This is a genomic window from Rhizobium sp. 05N49 (assembly GCF_056396805.1).
In genome coordinates, this window is the sequence record NZ_JBFTME010000034.1 from 17,508 (window position 1) to 40,312 (window position 22,805).

The 22,805-nt window shown below is 59.1% G+C and carries 19 protein-coding genes and 1 pseudogene; 7 read left to right on the forward strand and 13 right to left on the reverse strand.

Going from position 1 to position 22,805, the window contains the following annotated elements:
- Positions 1 to 4 precede the first annotated feature (4 nt).
- The 3 genes from AC1DF8_RS34290 to AC1DF8_RS34300 are packed head-to-tail and all read right to left on the reverse strand — an operon-like array spanning position 5 to position 3,089.
- Positions 5 to 826 (reverse strand): carbohydrate ABC transporter permease, encoded by an 822-nt coding sequence (locus tag AC1DF8_RS34290; protein WP_112972315.1) that lies wholly within the window; start codon positions 824 to 826, stop codon positions 5 to 7.
- On the reverse strand, positions 823 to 1,782 hold the full coding sequence (locus AC1DF8_RS34295) for a carbohydrate ABC transporter permease (protein ID WP_112542404.1): 960 nt from the start codon (positions 1,780 to 1,782) through the stop codon (positions 823 to 825). The genes AC1DF8_RS34290 and AC1DF8_RS34295 overlap by 4 nt, the downstream gene beginning before the upstream one ends.
- The gene (locus AC1DF8_RS34300) at positions 1,782 to 3,089 is read right to left on the reverse strand and encodes an extracellular solute-binding protein (protein ID WP_113016974.1); all 1,308 of its coding nucleotides are present in this window, start codon (positions 3,087 to 3,089) and stop codon (positions 1,782 to 1,784) included. Before AC1DF8_RS34300 ends, AC1DF8_RS34295 begins: the two co-directional genes overlap by 1 nt.
- A gap of 390 nt (positions 3,090 to 3,479) precedes the next feature.
- Between AC1DF8_RS34300 and AC1DF8_RS34305 the strand changes: the two genes are divergently transcribed.
- Entirely contained in the window at positions 3,480 to 4,292 is an 813-nt protein-coding gene (locus tag AC1DF8_RS34305; RefSeq protein WP_478157206.1) for an IclR family transcriptional regulator, read from the forward strand.
- 63 nt (positions 4,293 to 4,355) lie between these two features.
- Here the strand turns inward: AC1DF8_RS34305 and AC1DF8_RS34310 are convergent, their stop codons facing one another.
- Both AC1DF8_RS34310 and AC1DF8_RS34315 read right to left on the reverse strand, forming a co-directional pair.
- Positions 4,356 to 6,545 (reverse strand): alpha-amylase family protein, encoded by a 2,190-nt coding sequence (locus tag AC1DF8_RS34310; RefSeq protein ID WP_478157208.1) that lies wholly within the window; start codon positions 6,543 to 6,545, stop codon positions 4,356 to 4,358.
- Positions 6,546 to 6,796: 251 nt separating this feature from the next.
- On the reverse strand, positions 6,797 to 6,931 hold the full coding sequence (locus AC1DF8_RS34315; RefSeq protein WP_281413409.1) for a hypothetical protein: 135 nt from the start codon (positions 6,929 to 6,931) through the stop codon (positions 6,797 to 6,799).
- A gap of 289 nt (positions 6,932 to 7,220) precedes the next feature.
- Here AC1DF8_RS34315 and AC1DF8_RS34320 point away from each other — a divergent pair, with 289 nt between their 5' ends.
- Positions 7,221 to 7,514, forward strand: a complete 294-nt coding sequence (locus AC1DF8_RS34320) for a DUF2934 domain-containing protein (protein WP_112542400.1) — start codon at positions 7,221 to 7,223, stop codon at positions 7,512 to 7,514.
- A gap of 164 nt (positions 7,515 to 7,678) precedes the next feature.
- On the opposite strand, the gene AC1DF8_RS34325 is transcribed toward AC1DF8_RS34320, so the two are convergent.
- The 8 genes from AC1DF8_RS34325 to AC1DF8_RS34360 form a co-directional block, all read right to left on the reverse strand.
- Positions 7,679 to 8,365, reverse strand: a complete 687-nt coding sequence (locus AC1DF8_RS34325) for a glycosyltransferase (RefSeq protein WP_478157211.1) — start codon at positions 8,363 to 8,365, stop codon at positions 7,679 to 7,681.
- Between the two features lie 35 nt (positions 8,366 to 8,400).
- Positions 8,401 to 10,146, reverse strand: coding sequence for a glycosyltransferase family 8 protein (locus AC1DF8_RS34330; protein ID WP_478157213.1), 1,746 nt, complete (start codon positions 10,144 to 10,146; stop codon positions 8,401 to 8,403).
- A 385-nt stretch (positions 10,147 to 10,531) separates the two neighbouring features.
- Complete coding sequence (locus tag AC1DF8_RS34335; protein WP_113116384.1) at positions 10,532 to 11,278, reverse strand: ribonuclease activity regulator RraA; 747 nt, start codon at positions 11,276 to 11,278, stop codon at positions 10,532 to 10,534.
- A 21-nt stretch (positions 11,279 to 11,299) separates the two neighbouring features.
- Positions 11,300 to 12,463, reverse strand: coding sequence for a mandelate racemase/muconate lactonizing enzyme family protein (locus AC1DF8_RS34340; protein WP_478157215.1), 1,164 nt, complete (start codon positions 12,461 to 12,463; stop codon positions 11,300 to 11,302).
- 33 nt (positions 12,464 to 12,496) lie between these two features.
- Positions 12,497 to 13,594 carry an ABC transporter ATP-binding protein gene (locus tag AC1DF8_RS34345; protein ID WP_192731553.1) on the reverse strand — a complete coding sequence of 366 codons (1,098 nt, stop codon included), beginning with the start codon at positions 13,592 to 13,594 and terminating at the stop codon, positions 12,497 to 12,499.
- Positions 13,595 to 13,604: 10 nt separating this feature from the next.
- A complete protein-coding gene (locus AC1DF8_RS34350) occupies positions 13,605 to 14,495 on the reverse strand; it encodes a carbohydrate ABC transporter permease (protein WP_112542393.1) in 891 nt (296 codons plus the stop codon).
- Positions 14,492 to 15,451 carry a carbohydrate ABC transporter permease gene (locus tag AC1DF8_RS34355; RefSeq protein WP_478157217.1) on the reverse strand — a complete coding sequence of 320 codons (960 nt, stop codon included), beginning with the start codon at positions 15,449 to 15,451 and terminating at the stop codon, positions 14,492 to 14,494. The genes AC1DF8_RS34350 and AC1DF8_RS34355 overlap by 4 nt, the downstream gene beginning before the upstream one ends.
- 73 nt (positions 15,452 to 15,524) lie before the next feature.
- Positions 15,525 to 17,003 carry an ABC transporter substrate-binding protein gene (locus tag AC1DF8_RS34360; RefSeq protein ID WP_478157219.1) on the reverse strand — a complete coding sequence of 493 codons (1,479 nt, stop codon included), beginning with the start codon at positions 17,001 to 17,003 and terminating at the stop codon, positions 15,525 to 15,527.
- Between the two features lie 207 nt (positions 17,004 to 17,210).
- Between AC1DF8_RS34360 and AC1DF8_RS34365 the strand changes: the two genes are divergently transcribed.
- From AC1DF8_RS34365 to AC1DF8_RS34385, 5 genes and pseudogenes are all read left to right on the forward strand, one after another.
- Positions 17,211 to 17,921 (forward strand): GntR family transcriptional regulator, encoded by a 711-nt coding sequence (locus AC1DF8_RS34365; RefSeq protein WP_112972305.1) that lies wholly within the window; start codon positions 17,211 to 17,213, stop codon positions 17,919 to 17,921.
- Between the two features lie 54 nt (positions 17,922 to 17,975).
- The gene (locus AC1DF8_RS34370) at positions 17,976 to 19,142 is read left to right on the forward strand and encodes a mandelate racemase/muconate lactonizing enzyme family protein (RefSeq protein ID WP_113206717.1); all 1,167 of its coding nucleotides are present in this window, start codon (positions 17,976 to 17,978) and stop codon (positions 19,140 to 19,142) included.
- A gap of 67 nt (positions 19,143 to 19,209) precedes the next feature.
- Positions 19,210 to 20,571, forward strand: coding sequence for a mandelate racemase/muconate lactonizing enzyme family protein (locus AC1DF8_RS34375; protein ID WP_478157222.1), 1,362 nt, complete (start codon positions 19,210 to 19,212; stop codon positions 20,569 to 20,571).
- Positions 20,572 to 20,588: 17 nt separating this feature from the next.
- Complete coding sequence (locus tag AC1DF8_RS34380; protein WP_478157224.1) at positions 20,589 to 21,788, forward strand: mandelate racemase/muconate lactonizing enzyme family protein; 1,200 nt, start codon at positions 20,589 to 20,591, stop codon at positions 21,786 to 21,788.
- Between the two features lie 594 nt (positions 21,789 to 22,382).
- Positions 22,383 to 22,805 (forward strand): annotated as a pseudogene (locus AC1DF8_RS34385) (lipid A oxidase); the annotation flags it as partial.

Genomic DNA, 22,805 nt, shown 5'->3' on the forward strand with positions numbered 1-22,805 from the left:
GGTCCTATTCCTTTGCGCCGGTGCGGGTTTGCGAGCCGGCGGCGAACTGACGTTGGAAAACGAGGAAGACGAGCAGGGGGACGATGGTGGTGAGGATGGCGGCTACCGATCTCAGGTCCCAGTTGATCTCGTAGCTGCCGGAAATGCGGGCAAGCAGCACGGGGAGGGGCACATCGCTGCGCAGGAATAGCATGGGCAGCAGGAGCGCATTCCATGTCCAGAGGAACTGCAGGATGCCGACGGCAAAGATCGGCGACAGACTGTTCGGCAGCACTACATGGCGGAAGGTCGCGAGCGGCCCGCAGCCGTCGATCTTGGCGGCCTCCACGAGTTCGCGCGGAAAATCCTCGAAGAAGTTTTTGACGAGGAAGATAGACCAGGCGAAGGACAGCCCGACATAGGGAATGAGCACAGAGAGAATGTTGTCGATCAGCCCCATGTCGCGCCAAAGCGTGAAGAGCGGAATGATGACGACCTGTTGCGGCAGCACGAATGCATTGATGATGATGATCAGGAGCACCCGGCGGAAGGGGAATGTCAGGAAGTGGAAGGCATAGGCGGCGGCCGGTGTGAGCAGCATGGTGAGTGCCGTCGCAATACCCGCCGTCTTCATCGTCACCCACATGGAGTCGGCGAGCGGGTATTTGTCCCAGACGCGGTGCCAGGCATCGAGCGTGAGATCGAAATGATCGAAGCGCCACCAGCCGAGCGATACGCCTTCCGGCGGACGCAACGAGGTGACGACGATGCCGATGATCGGGATCACCCAGATGAAGGCGACGATGCCGACGACGACGATAATCCAGCGAGGAGCTTTGCCGATCATTTCGCACCTGCCGTTCGCTGGATGATGGCGGGGATCGAGACGATCAGGACTGCAAGCAGCAGGATGACGGTAGCGGCCGCACCATAGCCCAGTTTGAACTGGGTCATGGATTCCCGATACATGAAATAGCCGACGGTTTCGGTCGAACGCACCGGCCCCCCACCGGTCAGGATATAGATGATGTCGAAGGCGCGCAGAGCCGTCAGAAGGTTGATGAAGACGGCGACGCGCACGCCCGGCATCGACAGCGGCATCATGATGTGCCGCATGGTCGAGAGCGGCCTGGCACCGTCCATGTAGGCCGCTTCGAGCACTGATTTCGGGATTGCCTGGATGGCGGCGAAGATCAGCATCAGGGGCAGACCCACACCGCTCCAGGAGGCTGCAACGATCAGCGCCCAGAGGGCGGTGTTGGCGTCGCCCAGCCAGGCATGGGCAAAACCGGGAAAGCCCAGAAGCTGGATCAATGAATTGAGCAGACCGCCGGCATCCGGCCTGTAGATGCCGATCCACATATAGCCTGATACCGCTTCCGAAATGCCGAAGGCCGCAAAGATCATCACGCGGAAGGGCAGGGTTTGCTGCGGCGCGAAGGCACACAGCATCGCCAGAACCCAGCCGATCGCCACCGAGATCACGGTCGTGCCGATGGTGAAGATCAAGGTCGTCAGCAGCGTGTTGCGGAAAGCCGCGTCGGCGAAGAGCCGCGCATAATTGCCGAACCCGATAAAGGCCGGCTTTCTGAGCCCCTGGATATCCCAGAAGCTCAGCCGGATCGTCTCGACCAGCGGATAGATCACGGCGATCGCAAACAACACGATAACCGGCGCAATCAGGATCAGTGCGGCGGGCGTGTCCCTAAGCAGACGCCGACGGCCTTTGATGCCAGCCGCCAGCGGAGAACCCTGCATCACGCCCGCCGCTTCCCGCACCGGGGAAGCGGAGGTGTCAGCCATCAGTAGGAACCTTGGGCCTTGGTTTCGATAGCCGCAAGAACCGCATCGATATTGGCGCTCGACGGATCCTGCAGGAACTTTTGCAACTGCACGCGATACTCGTCGACGAGATCGCCGGGCAGCAGGTCGCCGAGCACGAATTGCAGCTTCGAGCTTGCGACGGCCTGCGTCGCCACTTTCTGTGCTTCACCATAGAGCGACGCATCGACATTGCTGCTTGGCGAGGCATAACCGGCCTTGGCGAGAATGTTGGCGGCCTCGGCACTCGTCCAGAAATCGAGGAAGGCATCTGCCGCCTTCGGATTGGGGCCATTCGTCGTCACCAGCAGCTCCTTGGCGTCGACGCTCGATGTATCGTCATGGCCCATGCCGAGAGACGGGAACTGGAACAGACCGTAATCCTTGCCCTCGACCAGCTTGTAGTCGTTCTTGGCGCGATTATTCATCCACATGCCGATCAGCAGATAGTTCTTGGCATTGGCCTGGAAGACCTGGTCGGCCTCACCGTCCCAGTCGTTGGCAAGCATGGTGTTCGGTGCCCCGCAGCAACCGGACGTCAGCATCTCGGCGTATTTTGTCAGCGCGGTCTTCACAGCTGGATCGGTCCACGGGATTTCATGGGCGCCAAGCTTCGCCGCCGTCTCCACACCTGCGGTTCTGAGCAACAGGGTTTCAAACCATTCGGCATGCGCCCAGTATTTGCCGGGGATCGCGATCGGGGCGGCATAGCCCGCCTTTGTAAGCTTCGCGAAGGAGGCGACAAATTCGTCCCAGGTCTTCGGCGGTTCGGCAATACCGGCCTTGGCGAGATGCTCCTTCTTGTACCAGATGCCGGAGCGGTCACCGAAAGTGTAGGTCAGGCCGTAGGTCTTGTCGCCGATGGATCCGAGATCCTTCCATGACTGGCTGACGAGCTTGTCCCAACCGAAGGATTTCCACTGATCGTCGATCGGCCGGAGCATGCCGGCATCGGCAAGTTCCTTGCGAAAGGCCGGCCACGTGTTGAAGAGCACATCGACGACCTCGCCGCCCATCAGCGCGGTGCGGATGCCGCCGCGCATGTCACCCTGGCCAGTGATGGCGACTTCGCGGATCGTGACATTGGGATATTTCGCCAGAAAGGCCTTCTGGATCGAATGCATCATGTCGAGTTCTGAGCCGCCGAGCCAGTTCAGAACGACGAGTTCGCCGCTAACTGCATCCTGAGCTCTCGTTGCGCCTGCCATGGCCAGCAGGGCGGTGCTGCCCGCTCCTGCGAGCAACGTGCGGCGACGGATTTCGGGCATAAATCTATTGCTGTTGGTCATGTCACGTCCTCCCAAACGTTGACTGCTGCCATCCGGCATTCAATTTAGTTGAAACGTTATCATCTATTTTGCATCCAACAAGTGTTTTTATCGATAAACAAACGACAATTTACTTAAGTCGCTGCCAAAAAACGATAAATTTGACCTTGTATGATGATTTAGAGCCGGGTTTCCCAGGCTGCGCGAGCGCAAAAGGGACATGGCAATGGAAGCCGCCTTTGTAACTTGCGATGGCGTTGCTCGAACTGGCGTCAGCATGGCGCACGATCTCGTGAACAACCATGTTCGCGGTCGGTACATTCCGCTTTCCGTCGTTGACGCTGGCAGATGGTAGCGTTACCATCAGAATAAACAGCGCCAAGAAAAGCTTTATTGCAATGGAGGAGACCTATGGGAGAGCAGGTGGAGGAGAAAAATCTTCACGGGCGCGTGCAATCGATCGACCGTGCCATGATGCTGCTCGAAGCGATGGGTATGGACGAGCATGGCAACCGTCTGGTCGATCTCGCCAGCCGCACGGGTTTGGCCCCGTCTACGGTCCATCGCATTCTGACAACACTGGAGCAGTGGCAATTCATCCAGTACAATCCCAACGATCGCATGTGGCATATTGGCCGGCAGGCCTTTGCCATCGGTTCCGTGTTCACCCGTCAGAGCAATCTTGTTGCGACCGCGCTCCCCTATCTCAGGCGCTTGCGCGATCAGACGCGCGAAACCAGCAATCTCGGCTTCGTTCAGGACGGTGAGATGGTTTGCGTCGATCGGGTTGAGAGCCGCGATATCACCCGCAGCGTCAGCCGGGTCGGCAGCAGGGTGCCGATGACGGCCTCAGCCATGGGCAAGGCGATCCTGGCGACATATTCGCAGGAGGATCTGGAGGCGATCCTGTCACGCGAGGGTAGCCGACGCTTCACGGCCAATACGCTCACGCGACAATCGGCTCTTTGCGCCGATCTCGAAAGAATCCGGGCGGACGGTTATGCGGTCGATGACGAGGAGATGGTTTCCGGCCTGCGCTGTGTGGCGGCTGCCGTCTATGACCATCACGGCGAGGCGATCTGCGCCATATCGCTGTCGAGCCTCGCGTCGCGGATAACGCCGCAGCGGATTCCGATGCTCGGGCGTCTGCTCGCTGAGACTTCGGCGCAGTTGACGGCGGCTCTCAACGGGGAGATGCCGCCTGTCAACGCCATTGCGAGCTGACGCGAAACACTCTGCTCGAAATGAAACCGCCGGCTGTTTCGAGCCGGCGGCTTTTTTTGTGGCTCAGGACCAGTCGACGACGATCACCTCGTGGTCGAGGATCGTGCCGACATCGATGGCGATTTCGCTGCCCTCGTCGGTGACCTTCACAGTCTTTCCCGCAACCCTGAGATTTGCGTCGGAGGCTGTCTTGCCGCGCGGTTTGCGCAGACGCAGGGTCACCGGACCAATCGGTACGAGCTCGTTCTGGCGACCCGGCACGCGGGAGACCAGAACGCGGTTGTTGAGGTGAACGATCTGCCGTCTATCCTGCTGATAGAGCACGGCCGTAACAAGATCATGCGTGCCTTCCAGCCTCAGGAGCGATCGGTCGGCAAGCATCCAGCGCGCGGCATTGGTAATCAGCCGCGCGTGCTCGAACTGGTCGTCACGTGCATAACAACGGTCGAGATCGGCGACGAACCAGACGAATTTTCCGTTGCCGTGTTCGCGGACGGTGATGGCAGGCACATCCGAATAAGGCTGCCGCATCCAGGAGGTTTCCGGCGGATAGATCGGAAAGTCCGGGATGAAAGTTGCCAGCACCTTGACGTCATCATCGACACTGACGATGGGCAGGTAGCCGCCGAAGGGAAGGGTGTCGGTTTCGTCAAGACCAGCAAGCACCGGATGCCGGCTTCCGTCAGCTTTCGGCGCGGTCTTGTCCGATGGTCCGTGGACACCGGCGCGCAGTTCAGGCAAGAGGCGCAGATAAGTGTGGCGTGCGCTGGTCTCGATGTCGGGATTGGCGGCCTCGAAGTCACCATGCGCGCCGTTTTTGCGATGGACGCCGAAAAGCTTTGCAAGAGCAAAATCCTTTCGGCGGTCGCCATGCTCGCTGTAGAGGCTCGCTTCTGACGAAGCTATCACAGAACCGCCTTGGGCGGCGAAAGCTTCAACGGCAGTAACCTGCTTGTCCGACATGGCGGCGAGGTTCGGAAGGACAAGTACGCCGAAGCGCCCAGCAGCCTTGCCTATATCGTCGGCATTGACGGGCAGATAGGTAATCCCAGCCCGATCGAGCGCCCTTGTCGTGCCCCGATAGGGGTTCATGGTGCGGTCGTTTGCCTTGTCGCGGCCGTGATAGTCGTGGTTGTGCTGCGACCAGACGACGCCGACATCTGCCTGTGGCTGGCGATTGATCAGAATATCCTGGTTCGCCTCATGCCATTTGAATATCGGCTCTGCCGTCCTGTATTGGCGGCGATCTTCATGAGACGAGCCGATATGATGCCACCAGGGCTGGATGCCGCCGGCAAAGCCGGAGGAGGACCACAGACGCACTTCGGCGGGCGGCATGCTGGCGAGGCGGAAAGCCGGCGAGCCGAGCTGGTATTGCGGCGTACTCTCGGGGATGAGCTTGTCCCAACCACCAACTTCATGCAACCGCTTGCCGGTTTCGGTGTTGTCCTCGAAACCGTCGACGAGGTTTCTGCGCTGATGGTCGAGCATGACGATCGGGCTGCGGGCAAGGATTTCCTTGAGATCGATGAAGCGATTGCCGTTGTTGAGGATATCGCCGCTGATCATGCCCATCCAGCAGCAGTCCTTGCCGCCGACTGCGGTGGTGACCTTGTTGTTGAATTCCCAGAGGTCAGTGCGGCGCTTGTAGTTCCACTGGATCCAGCGGCGATAGTTTTCGTCAGCCCAGTCATGGCGGCCGGGCAGGTCCACGGCCGACCATGCGAAGAACTGCTCGGTGCAATGCCGGCAATAGCAGATGTTCTTGCGCGGTATGCCGGCCCAGCTGTTGTCGGCGAAACCGTCTGGCATTGTGCGTTCGATGATCTCGCGCATGATGTCAGGCAGATATTCGCTGTAGTAGGGCGAGTTGATGCAGGTCACGTATTTGTCAGCCTGACGATAGGGCTTGCCGTCGATATCGAGGCAGATCCAGTCCGGATGGGCACGATAGAAGTCTTCCGCGACGCGGTTTGAATCCATGCGCGCGATCACCTTCAGACCCTCCTCGCGTGCGGCCTTGACGATCTCGCCGTAGAGGTCTCGCTCTCCGAGCGCCAGCGCCTTGTGATGCAGGGGAAATTTCGTCGGATAATAGCTGACAATGCCGCCGGCATTGATGATAACGCCTTGAACGCGCGTCTTGCGCCAGTGCTCCCGCCACCAAGTGTCGTCGTAGCGCTCGGGATCGATTTCAACCAGATTGGTCTGTCCCCATCGCAGCGCCGTGCGGTACCAAGGTTCCGATCCCATGACTATTTCCACCCTTGTTTCAGTTGTTTGCCCCGCAAAACTAACTGAAAGCATTGTTTAGTCGCCGACTATTCCCGGAAATTCCACGATGTGGAAAATCCCGGCAAAGCGTTCGATCCGGAATGATGGCACTCAATCCTAATAGCGTAAGTACAATCTACCGTGTCGGCAAAGGCTAGGGCGGTGCTGCCAAGGGTAGGGACGGGCCGTGCCCTATGCGTCCTTGCTAGATTTCCGTCGAGCGTGAGCGATCAGGCTTTCGTTTGCCACCAGACGAGTGCAAACGATGCAAAGGCAAAGGTGGTTGCGAGAAGGGTCTGATGGTCCATGACACTGTCCTTGTTGAAGCCGCACCATAATGCGGAGGCAGCGAAGAGGTTCCGCATGATCCCCGCGCCGCGACCACGCCGTAGGGGCCGACATCTTTGCGAAATTCGTGTGACGGCAGCGATGCCGGAGCTGATTGAAGACAATGGATCCGCTCAAGCTATGGCGATCTGAACTTCGCTGACGACCGGCTGGCGCCCAAAAGCTTGCGGTAAAATTCAAGGCAGATGCCGATCATCGCGATTTCGTGATCGCGGCCCTGGCAATAAGAGCATGCGTCGCCGTTGTCGACGCGCGTTGGCGCACCATCTGGCTCATCCGGATAGCATCAACACCGGAGGGACGACGATGACAGACAGGGAAGACCGTATCAGGCAGCGCGCCTATGAAATCTGGGAACAGGAAGGCCGTCCGCAGGGCGAGGATATGAGACACTGGCTTCAGGCGTTTCAGGAGATCAGCGCGAGCGTAGACGCAGACAGCCAGCCGGCCAGGAAGCCACGCGCGAAGAAGGCCACGGCCACCGACAAGACGGCAAAGCCAAAGGTCGCAAGCAAATCCAAAGGCGGCGCCCAGAGCGTTCCGACGACAACACCGCCGCCGAAAGCTGCCAAGCCCGCCGGTGGTGTCACCAAACACTGACGGGGTTTTGGGTCGCGTTGGCATGGAGCCGATAGACATAAGCTTCTAAACGAAAAGGGCGCCTTGATCGGCGCCCTGCAATCGTCTGTCGCTTTTTCATGGCCACCGTGCCCCTCGGAGCGGCCCGACGTTTCGGAACACGCCCCGCCCACCTGGTGCGCCGGTCAACCGCGCTGTTGGACGTGCAGCATGCGCTCGCGCGTTGCGAACCATTCCTCGGCGTAATCGTCGTTCCTGTATTCGTCGAAATAGGGGCCGCCATCTGTGAAATGCACGATCTTCGCGTCATCGCGCTTGTCATATTCGTTGACGAGATAGTTCCAGGTGACGGGGAGCTCGCCGATCAGATCGTCGCCGTCGAGCCACTTGAACTGGTGCAACTGCAGCCCGGTTGCGGTGTTGACATAATCAGGTGTCAGCGCCTTGCATTTCGCGTTGTTGAAGAGGATGAGGCTCGACCAGTTCTTCTTTTCGTACTTCGTCTGCACCTGGCCGAGAAACTTCGTTTCGACCTTCGGCTGGTAATCGTGCTTCACGCACATGACGGAATAGCGCTCATCGCGCAGCGCCCAGAGCTCGGCAATATCCGTGCGCGCAAGCATGTCGCAATCCATGAACAGGCTCCATCCCTCATAGTGGCTGAGATAGGGCGTCAGGAAGCGCGAGAAGGAGAACTCGGTCGACTGCAGTGCGTTGCGCTCACGCGTGAATATATTTGCGACATTGTGCAGGTAGATCGGCGTGATCCTCACGGGTACGCTCGATTTTTCCAGAATGCTTTGCGACAGCACGTGATGGGCAACGACTTCCTTTGAATCGAAACCAACATAGATGTTGACGATATCGGTCATATCAATTTCTCCTTGGCACAAATCAGTGATTGCATTCAGGAAGCTTGCTTCTTCTGGCGGTCAAGCGCGCGCTGCTTGCGGGTCTTTGGCCGTGCCTTGCGGAACGCCTGATCGAGAGCCCGCTGCCATTTGGTGAGTGACATCAGGCCGTCGATGAGGGTCAGCGCATGATCAAGCCGCGTGGAGAATGCATCGTTGACCGCGCCCTGGATCTCCTCGAATTTCGCATCAGGAAAATGCCGGGTCAGAAGATCGAAGCGGGACGGCCTAGCGTGTTCAGCGCTGGTGATGAGGCCCCTTTGCGCCAGAAGCCTGAAATAGATCCGTTCGAATGTCCAGTCATGAACGTCGAAGACTTTCCAGCGCGCACTCCTTTTCCCGGAAAATCCCGCGAGCACGATCTTCGGCGTTAGCTGAAGCTCTCGCATCCACGCAACCAGCGCAAAGCCGCTCGTCGGGATTTTATCCGGCGGATAGTGGCCCGACATCAGCGTCTCGAGATCACCGTACATGACCGTCGCACCGTTGAATGCGGCAACGGGACTGAAGCGCTCTTCGGGTGCGGTGCGGATATTCAGAATGCCGAGGAACTTTTCCGAGGTGAAGAATTTCAGGACATCATCCACCTCCCGCCGATGGACGATATTGGCGCCCATCATGCCGCTGCGCGCCACAAGAATGGCATGTCCGGGGAAACTGCTGTCGAGGACCTTGTAGACCTTGTTGAAGAAGACGAACAAGGTATCGCCGGGAAACTCCGTCCTCATCGACTGCGGATCGAGCGCCTCGCTATTGGCGACCAGAACGATGTGCGAATAGCGATTGAAGAATGCGCGCCAGGCATCGGCGCTCTGCGTTTGAAAAACGTGGCTTCCTGAATTTTCGGGTCCGGGATTCCTGTCGACCATTAGGACGCCCTCACTCGCGCCAAAGTATGTCTTCAGTTGTTGGGAGCGGTTCATCGCGCCGGCGCGTTTGCCGAACGCAAGAAGATAATCGGCCGCCTTTCGGGAAGGACTGCGACGGCTGACAAATCCCGACCACGGTGTTTTCGAAAGCATGTTCGAATAGATCTCGGCATAGGCCGACTGCCCCGTCTGCACCGAAGGGTGCCACGGCTTGCGACGCCCGGTGAAATGCAGCAGCGCAGGATTGCGGATATAGCGCATGGTCCCGGTCTGGACATTCCATCGGTTGTCGAGCCGCTGCCACGTCCCATGAAAGGCAATATTGAGAATATCCTGGTCGTTGGAGGCGAAGGATCGTCCCGATCTCAGCAGCGAACGCGCCGTCTCGAAAAAGTCGCCGGCCCGGACGGCGGCGCAATCCATGAGAAAGACCCCGGCATTGAAGTATCCCGCTCCCCGGTCGAGGCCGAGCTCGCGCTCCCGCTGTCCGATCTTGTCGGGAAAGGCAACGACGTAGTCATCAACGGCACCGATGGCCTTGCCGTTGAGATCGACATCGAAGAGTGGATCGACATTGCCGACGGCCAATATATCCGCATCGAGGTAAAGAACCCGCTCCAGGTTCTCGTCCATCAGCTTGTCGAGATAGAGGCGCGCAAGCGTCGACTTGTGCCAGCGGCCTGCCGTCTCGGGCGTATCGGTGGGAAAAGTGAAGTCGACGACGTCGATATTGATTCCGTTGGCCATGTTGAAGGTCGCAACGTCGGACTTCTGGTCCTCGGGCAAATCGATGCCGACGATCACCAGTTTGATATCGTTCTTTTGACTGTTGCGTACGACTGACAAGAGTGTGCAGCATGCGGCCGGAAGCATCCGCGCATCCGTGAACACGTATATGGCCTTGCTATGTATGCCAACCGACATCCCGCCCCCTGGGAAATGCAATATTGAGCGACGACAGAATCCTGAATGAGCTCGTTACTAAATGAAGATTCAGGAAAATCCTACCGCACTCAACCGCGCAGACGGTGAAACATCGTGGACAAGCGAGTTTTGTCAATGCCATCAGGGGTTTTTACTTTTTCGGCAGTCGCCGCAGTGTCAACGACGAACCGACGCGGCGAGGAACGCCCGCCCGTGGCGTTCAGCAAACCTCGCCGGCCGGATCTCGGCTGCCAGATCGAAGCGGCGCCGGCTTTTGTGGAGACGCCGGGGGACACCCCGGATAGTTCTCGGCCCGCCAGGGGTAATCCGTTGGCTAAGTTGTTCTGAGGCGGTTTGTTTTGCGCCACTCTTCGTATTCTCCGCGGGCATCGTCATGCAGCGGATAGTAACGCTGCAACGACCCGCCCTCCATGAGCTTCAGCCGAGAGAACTCCTCCCAGTCGTGATGCTTTTGCGACTCTTCGATTACTTGCGAGGCCATAGCAACTGGAAGAACCACCACCCCATCATCGTCGGCGACGATGATGTCGCCTGGGATGACCGTGACACCGCCGCAGGCAATCGGAACATTGACGGCGTTCGGATAGATGCTGGTCTGCACGTGGTAGTTGGGCGTCCACCCGCGCAGCCAAAGGGCGAGATCGAGCTTTTCGACATTGGGCCGATCGCGCATGCAGCCGTCGATGACAATGCCGGCGCCGCCTCTGCCTTTGAAATAGGTCGACATCATATCGCCGAAGACGCCAGAGCTCATGTCGCCGCGCGCGTCGACCACGACCACATCGCCCTCCTGCGCGTGATAGAGCACGTGCCGGTGCAACTGCGTCTCGGGATCGGCATATTCTCCCTCGTTGAAAAGGTCCGGCCGTTGCGGCAGGAACTGAAGAGTGAGCGCCGGGCCGACGATCGATTTCCCGCGGCTCTGCGATACGGGACCAACCATGTGCGGATTGCGGAAGCCCATGTGGCCGAGCGTACCGGCAATGGTCGCGGCGCCGATCTCCTTCAGCGCGTCGATCAGCTCTTTGGGCGGTCGCGTAATATCGGGCGTATGGGTCATTTTAGGCTCCGGTGGATGAAACTACCAGTTGGTGACAGAACCGTCGCGGCGCTTGAGGTGAGGTGCTTCCCAGAAACGGAAGCTCTCCGCCTTGATTGCCTCTTCGTTGACCTCGACGCCGAGTCCCGGCAGGTCGTTCACCGGATAATCGGGGCCGTCGAGCCGTGGTTGCACGGGGAAGAAGTCGGAATTGTCGAAGCCGAGCTTTGCTTCGGGCGCTCTGGTTTCAAGCCAGGTGAAATTAGGCACCGCGGCGGCGAGATGGATCGTCGCTGCCGTGCAGATTGGGCCGAGGGGATTGTGCGGCATCAGGTCCACATAGTGCGCCTCGCTCCAGCCGGCGACCTTCATCGCTTCGGTGAGCCCGCCAACGTTGCAGACATCGAGCCGGTTGAACTGATGGATGCCACGCTCGATATAGGGCAGGAACTGCCACTTGCTGGCAAACTCTTCTCCGATGGCGAAGGGGATATCGGTCATCCTGCGCAGGGATTCGTAGGCTTCGGGTGTTTCGTCTCGTATCGGCTCCTCGAGGAAGTCCAGGACACCACGGTCGAGCTTGTTACAGAAGCTCGCCGCCTCTGCCACCGACAGCCGATGATGATAGTCGATGCCAAGGACAACGTCGTCGCCGAGCGCCTCGCGTGCCTTGTTCAGCATCCGTGCGGTAGGCCCGATCGACTCCCGCGGCTCAAAGATGTCCTTGCTGCTTTGCCCGATGGGGAAGAAGCGGATCGCCTGCCACCCCTGTTCATGGAGTTCGCGGGCTCGTTCGATTGCAACATCGCCCTCGGCCTCGTCGCCGGTGGAGGCAAAGGTCGGAATGCGGTCGCGCTGCTTGCCGCCCAAGAGTTCGTAGGCTGGCACGCCCAGCGCCTTGCCCTTGATGTCGTGAAGGGCAATGTCGATGGCGGAAATCGCTGCCTGCAGAACGCGGCCGCCTTCGAAATATTGGCTGCGATAGGCTTCCTGCCAGATCCGTCCGATCTGCATCGGGTCGCGGCCGATAAGGAACTCGCGATAGTGCTCGATCGCGCCGGTCACGGCCTTCTCGCGACCGCTCAAGCCACTCTCGCCCCAGCCGAAGATGCCGTTGTCGGTCTCCACCTTGACCAGCATCTGGTTGCGCGTTCCTACCCATACCGGATAGGGCTTGATCGCCGTGATCTTAAGTTTCGCAGTCATAAACGCCCTCGTTTCACGCGTATCCGCGTGTTCTCAGTTGGCCTTGAGAGCCATTTCCGTTTCGCCGTCGAACAGATGCATCCGCTCCTGATCGAACTCGAGCCAGATCTGTTCGTCGGGCGCGACGGCAATGGTCGGCGGGACGCTGACATTGACGATGGCGCCGGAGAGAAACGCCTGTACGAAAGTCACGTCTCCGGTCGGCTCCACTGTGTAGGCCTTGGCAGGGACGGTCCCAGGCATCGCACTCTTGTGCAGCTTGATCGTCGAGTGGCGTGCGCCGAGCACGACTTTCCTGCTGGTTGCCCTTGCGACCTTCTGGGCGTTTTTTGGCGAAAGCTCGAGGCGCCAGCCCTCTGCGCTGGTCAACACGGTCTCGCCGCCTGCCGTTGACGCCTCCAGTGGGACGAGGCTCATCGCCGGGCTGCCGACGAAGCTGGCGACGAACATGTTCACCGGATGGGCAAAAACCTGCGCCGGAGTGTCGTATTGCTGTAGATAGCCGCCGTTCATCACCGCCATCCTGTCGGCCATGGTCACGGCTTCGAGCTGGTCGTGCGTCACATAGATGATCGTCGCCTTGAGGTCCTGGTGAAAACGCTTGATCTCCGAACGCATCTGCACGCGCAGCTTTGCGTCGAGGTTGGAAAGTGGTTCATCCATCAGGAATACCGCCGGATCGCGAACAAGGGCGCGGCCCAGCGCCACACGCTGCTGTTGCCCGCCCGAAAGTTCGCGTGGCTTGCGCTCCAGCAGCTGCGTCATGTCGAGCACGCGCGCTGCTTCCCTGACCTTCTTGTCGATCTCGTCCCTTGGCAATTTGCGCATCTGCAGCGGGAACGCCAGATTTTTGTAGACCGATTTCTGCGGATAGAGCGCGTAGTTCTGGAACACCATTGCGATGTCTCGATCCTTGGGATCGAGGTCGTTGACCACCTGGTCGCCGATGACGATGTCACCGGATGTGACCGGGATGAGCCCCGCCACAAGATTGAGCGTGGTTGTCTTGCCGCAGCCTGAAGGGCCGACGAGCGCAACGAATTCGCCGTCATTGACCGTCAGCGAAACATCGTTGACAGCTTTGAAGGCGCCATAGGTCTTGACCAGATCTTTGAGGACCACGTGGGCCACCGGCAACTCCTTAGTGCTTGACTGCGCCTTCTGTGAGGGCGCGTACGAAGTAGCGTTGAAGAACGAGGAACAGGACCACGACGGGCACGCTCATCATGAAGCTTGCCGCCATGAGGCCCGGAAAGTCCGTCGTGTTTTCCGAGAAGAAGCGCTGGATGCCGACTGGCAGCGTCAATTGCTCGTTCTTGGAGAGGAAGGTGTAGGCGTAGATGTACTCGTTCCACGCACCGATGAAGGAATAGATCGCCGTGGCGATGATGCCCGGCGCCGAGAGCGGCATCACGATCAGGAGAAAGGCCTGGAATCGCGTTGCTCCATCGATGCGTGCGGCCTGCTCGAGCTGCACCGGGATGTTGTCGTAGAAACCCTTGAGGAGCCAGATTGCCAGCGGCAGGCCGAATGTGAGGTAGGTGAGGACGAGCGACCCATGGGTGTTAATCAGGCCGATCGCGCGCATCAGGATGAAGAGCGGCACGAGAAAGATCACTGCCGGGAACATGTTGCGCAGCAGGACGGCGAAGAACAGAAAGTTTCGGCCAGGAAAGGTGAAGCGCGAAAACGCATAGGCCGCAGGAACTGCGACGATCACCGAAAGGATGGTCGTGGCGGTGGAGACGAGAAGGCTGTTCCAGAAGAAGCGCAGGAAGTCCTGGCCGACGCTGTTTTGCGGATCGAGCAGCTTCTGGTAGGAGGCGAGAGTGGGTTGGTCCGGCCACAATTGCGGCGGAAACTGCATGGCCGCGAAGCCGGACTTGATCGAGGTGCTCAGCATCCAGATCATCGGCAATGCGGTGTAAAGCAGCATGAACACGAGGAAGATGCGTCCGCCCCACCGCCATCCATCGATGCGGGTACGGCGGCGCGCCAGGCCTCGATGAGCAGTCCCGGCAATCGCGCTCATTCGCTCGCGTCCTTCCGTTCGTTGCCGCTCAGCGCCCGGACGTAAAAGTATCCGAGCGACATCAGGATCAGGAACAGCAGCACCGAATAGGCCGATGCCACGCCCCAGCGCTGGCGGCCGAAGGCGAGCTCATAAATGTGGGTGATCCAGATATGCGATGCATTCGACGGCCCACCGCCAGTCATGATCCAGGGGATGATGAAAGAATTGAAGTTGGCCACGGCCAGGAGAAGGATCGTCACGGTCGAGACGTTTCTCAAGTGCGGGAATGTGACGTGCCAGAACCGCTGCCATGCATTGGCGCCGTCGACTTTTGCTGCGCGCAGCAACTGGTCGGGAACCGTCTGCAGGCCGGCCATCATCATGATCATGGCAAACGGAAACTCTCGCCAGATATTGACGACGATCAGCGAGGGCAGCACCGTGCTGACGCTGTCGATGAAATTCGGCGGCCGGTCGGTCAATCCGAGGCCGACCAGCACCGCGCCGATGATCCCGAAGTCCGAATGGTAGATCCACTTCCAGATATAGGACGCAGCGACCGCGCTGATGACCCAGGGAATGATCAGGATGGCGCGCAGGATGCCCCGGCCGAGAAAGTCGCGATGAAGGGCGAGCGCGCACGCAAACCCGAGGACGAATGAGATGAACGTGGATCCGAGCGTCCAGATAAGCGTGTTCGAGGTGACCGTCCAGAACACCGGACTTGTGAGGATGGCGGTGTAGTTGTCGAGGCCGACGAAAATCTTGTCCCGGAGCTGCAGGCCAGGCGGTGTGTTAAAGAACGACAGCTCGATCGTGTAGTAGATCGGATAGGCAATGACGATGAGCATCACGGCGATCGCGGGAAGCACGTACGCGTAATCGGCGCGGTGTTCCCAAATCTTTCGCAGCAAGCCGGACCTGTCGGGTTGCAGTCTTCGGCGAGTCTCGGCCTTCGAAGTCAAGATCGTCACTGTGCGCTGCCCTTATTCTTCGGAACAGACCGGCCGCGATCAAGGCGCAGCCGGTCAGATCGTCAGGCTTGGACTAGAGTCCGCCGTCCATCAGGCCCTTGACCTTCTTGGCCGCGTCGTCCGCTGCCTGGTCGACCGTCATGGCCCCGGTGAGGGCATTCTGCAGCATGTCGGGGACGATGATGTTCATGATCTCGGGCGACTGTGGCAGCGCCGGGAAGGGGATGCCGTATGGCAGCATCGAGGTCGTGACATCAAGGAACTTGATACTGTCGAGGCGTTCCTTCATCCACTTGGTCTTGAAGCCGTTCAGGTTTCCGGGGTTCGAGCCGGCATAGGCCATCTTCAGTGACCATTCGGGGCTCGTCCACATGCAGATGATAGCCTTTGCTGCCGGCTCATCTACCTTGCCGCCCTCGACATATTCGGGCTTCAGGATGTGAATATTGGAGCCGCCAAACACGACGGCACGCTTGCCATCAGGGCCTGTCGGAATCAGGCCGTAGCGCATGTTGTCGATGACGGTCTGCGCTTTTTCCTTGTCGCTGCCCGTCGTCTTCTTCTGCAGGTCGAGCATGACGTTATAGTCGGACGGGTGCGAGATCATCATGCCGAGCTGGCCAGCCAGGAAAAGAGGCTGGTTATCGGCCTGCTGATTGGTCAGCGCCGAAACTGGAACCGACTTGTCGCGAACATACATATCGTACGAGGCCTGCAGTGCAGCCTTGCTCTGCGAACTATCGAGCTCGACCTCCTTATAAGCCGGGCTCGCGGTGGCCTCGTCAAAGACGCCGCCGCCATAGGCCCACAACTGCGGCATGAAACGATACGGCGTATTGCCCGCATTCTTGCGTGCCACGAGGCCGTAACCCGAAATGCCGAGCTTGTCGTGGATCTGCTTGGAATATTTGACAACGTCGTCCCAGGTTGCCGGAGCCTTGTCCGGATCGAGTCCTGCACGCTTGAAGACATCGGCGTTCCAGATAAACGCCATCGTCTCGTTGTTGGTTGGGATGCCGTAGGTCACGCCATCCCAGGTCACGGCCTTCATCGCTCCGGGCCAGAAATCGTCAGTCGAATAGCCGACATCCTCAGGTTTGAGCGGCTGCAAATAACCCTTCGCTGCGAATTCGGTTCCGCCGAGGATCTGCAGGCGCACCGCCATGGGCGCTGCATTGCCAAGGAGCGCCGTCCGGAACTTGTCCAGAAGGTCATTATAGGTAAGGGCCTGTTCCTCAAGCTCAATGTTTGGGTAGGTTTTGCGGAAGGTCTCGAAGAAGTCCTTGTAATACTGGCGCAGGAGGTCGGGGTCGCCCTCGAACACGCCCTGATACCAGAAAGTCAGTCGCCCCTTGTAGTCGAGCGGAGTGACCTTGGAGCAATCGCCGGCCGTGTCAAAATCCTGTGTGCCGGCGATGGAGCGCACGTATTCCGGCGACCACTTGCTCAGGTCGACCGGCGCACCCAGCGCAGACACTGATGTCAACGATATCATCAAAGCAGTCGAGACAGTGCCGTGCAGGACAGCACGGCCGAGTGAAATCCTCGTCATAGGTAACCTCCCAGGTTTTCTCCCATGCCGCTCTGCGTCAAGGCGAGCGGTCTTTGCTCCCCGGCCGCGAGATTTTCCCTAATGTATCCCTTCGGCCTGATCATACGTTTTCAGATCGTTGATTGCCTGTCAATGAGAGAAATCGTACATTGTTTTGAGAAGTATTGCGTGATATCTGGGAAATCTGTGTATTTATTGGGGACAATCTTGGCCGAAACGAGCGATTTTAAAGCGCAGCCACCCGAAGGCATCGACGCTATCGGGGCCTCCAGCGAAGGCGCTTCGCTTTATCAACTGATCAGGGATGACATCATCGAAGGGCGGCTCGCTGCCAACGAGCGGCTTGTCGTCACCGATCTCGCTCGGCGCCACGGCACCTCGACCAACCCTGTGCGCGAGGCTTTGCAACTCTTGCGCGGGGAGGGCTTCGTCACCTTCGTTCCCAACCGCGGAGCGCGCGTGAGGCCCATAGATCAGGATTTCGTTCGGGACATCTACGAGATCGGCGTCCTGATCGAGCCGGCATTGACGAAATGGTTCGTGAACATGGCCACCGTAGAGGACATTGCTGAACTCGAACGCATCCAAGGCCTGATCGAAGAGAACAACTTCGCCGACCCTTTCAGGCACAGCGAGCTGGACACCGCCTTTCACACCGTCATGTACCAGAAGCACTACAACCGCCATGCCGCCGAGCTCTGGTGGAAGCATCGCGAAGTGCTACGAGCCGTAAGTCGGCGTTTCGACTTCACGCTCGCCCGGCGTGCCGCGATCCTCAGCGAGCATCGCGAGCTCATCGCACACGTAAAAGCGGGACATGCCAACGAGGCGGCCGACCTGATTGCACGCCACGTCGAGGGCTCTGGCCGGCACATCCTCGAACACATGCGTGCGCGTAATGCCGCTCGGGCAGGATAGAATCCATAACCCTGAATATCGTTATCCCGACCACTTCAGTTAAAGGCAGTTGAGATGAAAATCACCAGCGTTCGGCCGTGGCTTATCAAATCCGATGCTTCTTATTGGGGAGAGTTCCTGTTCGTCGAAGTGACGACCGATGAGGGCGTGAGCGGCTGGGGCGAGATCACCACCACGACAAGGCTCGCCAATCGCGCCCTCTGCACGATCCTGCGGCAGATCGGTGCCGCTATTGCCGGCGAAGACCCGTCCCGGATCGAGTATCTGTGGCACAAGATATTCCGCAGCTTCACCTACATGGGCAGTCGCGGCGCCGCGGTCGAATGTATAAGCGCCATCGACATCGCCCTCTGGGATATCCGCGGCAAAGTTCTTGGCAAGCCGATTTATGAGCTCCTGGGCGGACCGGTACGCGATGAAATTTCGCTCTACACCCATCCCGACCAGCGTAAGTTTACAAGCAAGGAGGCTGTGGTCCGGGAAATTCGAGACATCGTCGAGTCCGGCCACACCGCGCTCAAGTTCGATCCTTTTCCCCACCAAGGCCGCACCGCCGGCGGACAGGCTCGCGAGCAGCGGGATGGCTATCTCGATGGCAGCATGACCCGCAAGGATGAGCGCGAAGCTGCCGAGCTTACCGCCCTGATCCGCGAAACGGCAGGCCCCGACATCGACATCCTCATCGATGCGCATGGCCGCTTTGACGTTCCGACCGCCATCCGCCTTTGCCGGAGCCTCGAGGAAGCAGGTCAGATCGACTGGTTCGAAGAGCCCTGTCCACCGGAGAGCCTCAACGCCCTCAAGCAGGTCCGTGACAAGGTCAGTGCCGCTATCTCGTGGGGCGAGCGCGGTCACACGAAGTGGGATTTCGTGCCGGTGCTCGAAAACAAGCTTGCCGACTACATCATGCCTGACGTCACCTGGACCGGCGGCATTACCGAACTCAAGAAGATTTCCGCCCTCTGCGAAGCCTACTACATCCCGGTCTCGCCGCATGATGCCGCAGGTCCGATCAACGTGGTTGCGGGAGCGCAAGTGATGATGACCGTTCCCAACTTCTACAAGCTCGAAACGTCGGAGTGGAACCTGGGCAAGTATGATCACCTTATCGATAGGCCGCTCGACGTTTCGAACGGCAGTCTCAAGCTGACATTAAAGCCTGGTCTCGGCGTCGAAATGAACCGCGACTACCTGCAAAGCCACGAGATCGAGCTGGATTAGCCAGTCGCTCTACGCCGTCCCACCGTACGCGCGGTGACGTACCCTGCCGACCAAACGAGGATAGACCATGCTAGAGGCAGATGGAGCCGACGAGGCGCTCAATCGGGTAAACACGCATTCCAAGCCGTCAGAACTTCGCATCACCGACATGCGGGTTGCCGAAATTGTCGGCGCGCCGTTCACCTCAGCGCTGCTCAAGATCTACACCAACCAGGGCATCGTCGGGCTTGGCGAGGTGCGCGACGGTGCCAGCGCCACCTACGCGCTGATGCTGAAGAGCCGGTTGCTTGGCGAGAACCCATGTGACATCGATCGTCTGTTTCGCCGCATCAAGCAGTTCGGCGGGCACGGCCGGCAAGGCGGCGGTGTTTCGGCGGTCGAGATCGCGTTGTGGGATCTTGCCGGCAAGGCCTACGGCGTCCCGATCTACCAGATGATCGGCGGTCGGTTCCGGGAGAAAGTGCGCGTCTACTGCGATACCGACGCCACCGTGCCGAGCGGTACCGAGACCGGTAAGCGCCTCAAAGAGCGCATGGAGCTCGGTTTCACCTTCCTCAAGATGGATCTGGGATTGATGCAGATCGCCGACGTGCCCGGTGCGGTCGTGTTTCCTGCTGGCTCACTGGAAGGATACCGCAACTCTCCCAGTCGCGGGCCGTTGAAGACCATTGAAGAACGGCGTCTTCGCAACGCTGCGTACGATCTGCATAACGTCCAGCACCCGTTTACCGGCCTGCACTTTTCCGACAAGGGCCTCGACCTGCTCGAGCAGTACATCGCCGAGGTTCGTGAGGTCATCGGCATGGATGTGCCGCTTGCGATCGACCATATCGGCCATATCTCTATGCAGAACGGCATTCGCCTTGCCAGGCGAATTGAAAAATACGTCCCGGCCTGGCTCGAGGATGTGATCCCATGGCAGTATAGCGAGCAATACCGACAGCTGCAGGACGCGACCACGGTACCGATCTGCACTGGCGAGGACATATACCTCAAGGAAGGCTTCGAGCCTCTGCTCAACAGCGGTGGCGTCTCGGTTATTCACCCGGACCTGCTCACCAGCGGGGGCATCCTCGAGACCAAGAAGATCGGCGATATGGCGCAGGACCATGGTGTGGCCATGGCCATTCACATGGCAGAAAGCCCAATCGCCGCCATGGCCGCCGCACATGTCGCCACAGCAACCGAAAATTTTATGGCGCTCGAATACCACTCCGCCGATGTCGATTGGTGGGACGATATTGTCACGGGACTTCCCAAGCCGCTGGTGAAGGACGGCTTCATCACTGTTACGGACAAGCCTGGCCTGGGGATCGATGATGTCGTCGATGAGGTGATCTCGCAGCATCTGCAGCCGGGTGTCACCGGCATTTGGCAACCTACGGATCGCTGGGACGATGAGTATTCCTGGGATCGCACCTGGAGCTGAAGCGAAAAGGACCGAAGATGAAGATCACCGATCTCCGTTGCGCCGTCATCGGCAAACACCCGATCGTCCGCATCGTAACCGACGAGGGCCTCTATGGCCTGGGCGAAGTCGAATTTACCAAGTCCTACCTCAAGCCCTTCGTCCTGCATTTCCGCGAGGCGCTGATCGGCGAAGATCCGACTGACGTCGAGAGAGTGATGCTGAAGATCCGCCAACGCGGCTCTTTCAAGCCGTATGGCGCGGCAGTCAGCGCTATCGAGCATGCACTGTGGGACATTGCCGGCAAGGCTGCGGGGGTGCCGGTCTACAAGCTGCTCGGCGGCAAGGTGCGCGACAAGGTGCGTGTCTACAACGGCTCGATCCGCCAGAAACGCACGGGCGACCGGCCCGAGGATTACGCTGCTGACGTCAAATGGATGATGGAGCAGCCGCAGAATTTCTTCATGGTCAAGCAAGGAATCTCGTTCCACTCCAACATGAAGGACACGATTGAGGGCTTCCACTACGGCGTGACGCAGAAGAAGGCCGGCTACCACGGTGCCATGGATCAGGGCGTGATCAGCGAGCGCGGTTTCAATCACATGCTCGACTGTGTGATCGCAATGAAGGAAGTGGTTGGCGATAAGGTCAGCCTGGCGCTCGACTGCGGTCCGGGCTGGATGCTGCCTGATGCGATCAAGTTCGCTCGCGCAGTAGAGAAGTACAATCTCATGTGGCTGGAGGACATGCTGACTGGTGACTATGTGCCATGGGTCAATCCGCAGGCCTATCGTGAGCTGACGACCTCTACCTCGACACCAATCCACACCGGTGAGCAGATCTACCTGCGGCACAATTTCAAGGAGTTGATCGAGACGCAGGCGGTACGCGTCATCGGCCCCGATCCTGCCGATATTGGCGGTATTGCAGAGCTCAAATGGGTCGCCGAGCATGCTTACATGCATTCAATCCTGATGGCACCGCACGGCACGGCCAACGGACTGCTAGGCCTCGGCGCGTTGATCAACGTCTGCGCGACCTTGCCCGCAAATTACGTCGCATTCGAGTATCCAAGCGCCTCCGACCCTTGGTGGGAGGATCTGGTCATCGGCTTGCCGGCTCAGATTGTGAAGGACAGCATGGTGGACCTGCTGGAAGCGCCCGGGCTGGGCCTCGATATCGACGCCGAAGGAGCTAGGAAATATCTCAGCGAAGAGGATGCGGGCTTTTTCGACTGAACCTCCCTCCACATGCCATGCGATATTGTCAGGCGCCAGGTGCTGGCGCCTGTCGAAATAAGTGGTGTCGAACTGTAAACGGGGATGAGGGCTTCGATCTTCAGGGTCACTTGTCACTATTGGGTACAACGGCGGCGACCTCTTGCGGCTCCGCCCACCCCCGCCGCCGAAGATGCGATTGATCTCACCGATACGTTGAATGTCTCGTAAGCCCTGAACCTTAGGTAATTTCCGACACGTCAAGTCGGCGCATACCAATGCCGGGGCAATCTTAGGATCGGCATGGAAAGCTATCGCCTGGAAACGGCTGCGTCCTTGGTTTTGAGGGGCACGGTGCGATCCTGCCGCTGCGCTTTCAGCTTATTGTCAGGAATCATCGCTAAAGCTTTTTCGACGCGTAGTGGGCTGGGGAAGGCGCGCCCAATCTCCATTCATCGACTCGGAACGGAAGTGACCGAACAGTCTCGCCGTTGATGCGGTATCGGGCTCATGGAAATGCAGTTCGATCGCCGGGTGCGCTCGTCTGCAAATTTCTGGTTCGGCCAGCGTTTAGAAGGCTCAGCGCAGTTGAGGGATCAAAGCAGAAGGTATCCTATGAGACTTGAATTCAAACGCTCGGCCTCGCTTCTGGCGGGTATCGCCTTTTGCGCTCTCGCGATGGCCGGCACGGCTTCGGCTGAAGATCTGGAATTTTCCATCTATGGCGGTTACCAGACGGCACCGCATAGCCATATCGATGTATCCGATGGCACCTCCTTCAGCGCCGGCTGGGAAGGCAAGTCGTTCGGCAGCCCGCCTTACTACGGGGGCCGCGTCACCTGGTGGCTGGGCGATTTCAACCTGCCGAACTGGGGGGTGTCTCTCGACTATACCCATGACAAGGTCTATGCCGACGACGAGACCATGGCGCGTTCGCCGGGCTGGACGCATTTCGAATTCACCGACGGCCTGAATCTCTTGACCGTCAACGGCCTCTATCGCTTCAAGGACCCGGCTCGCCGCTGGACCCCCTATCTT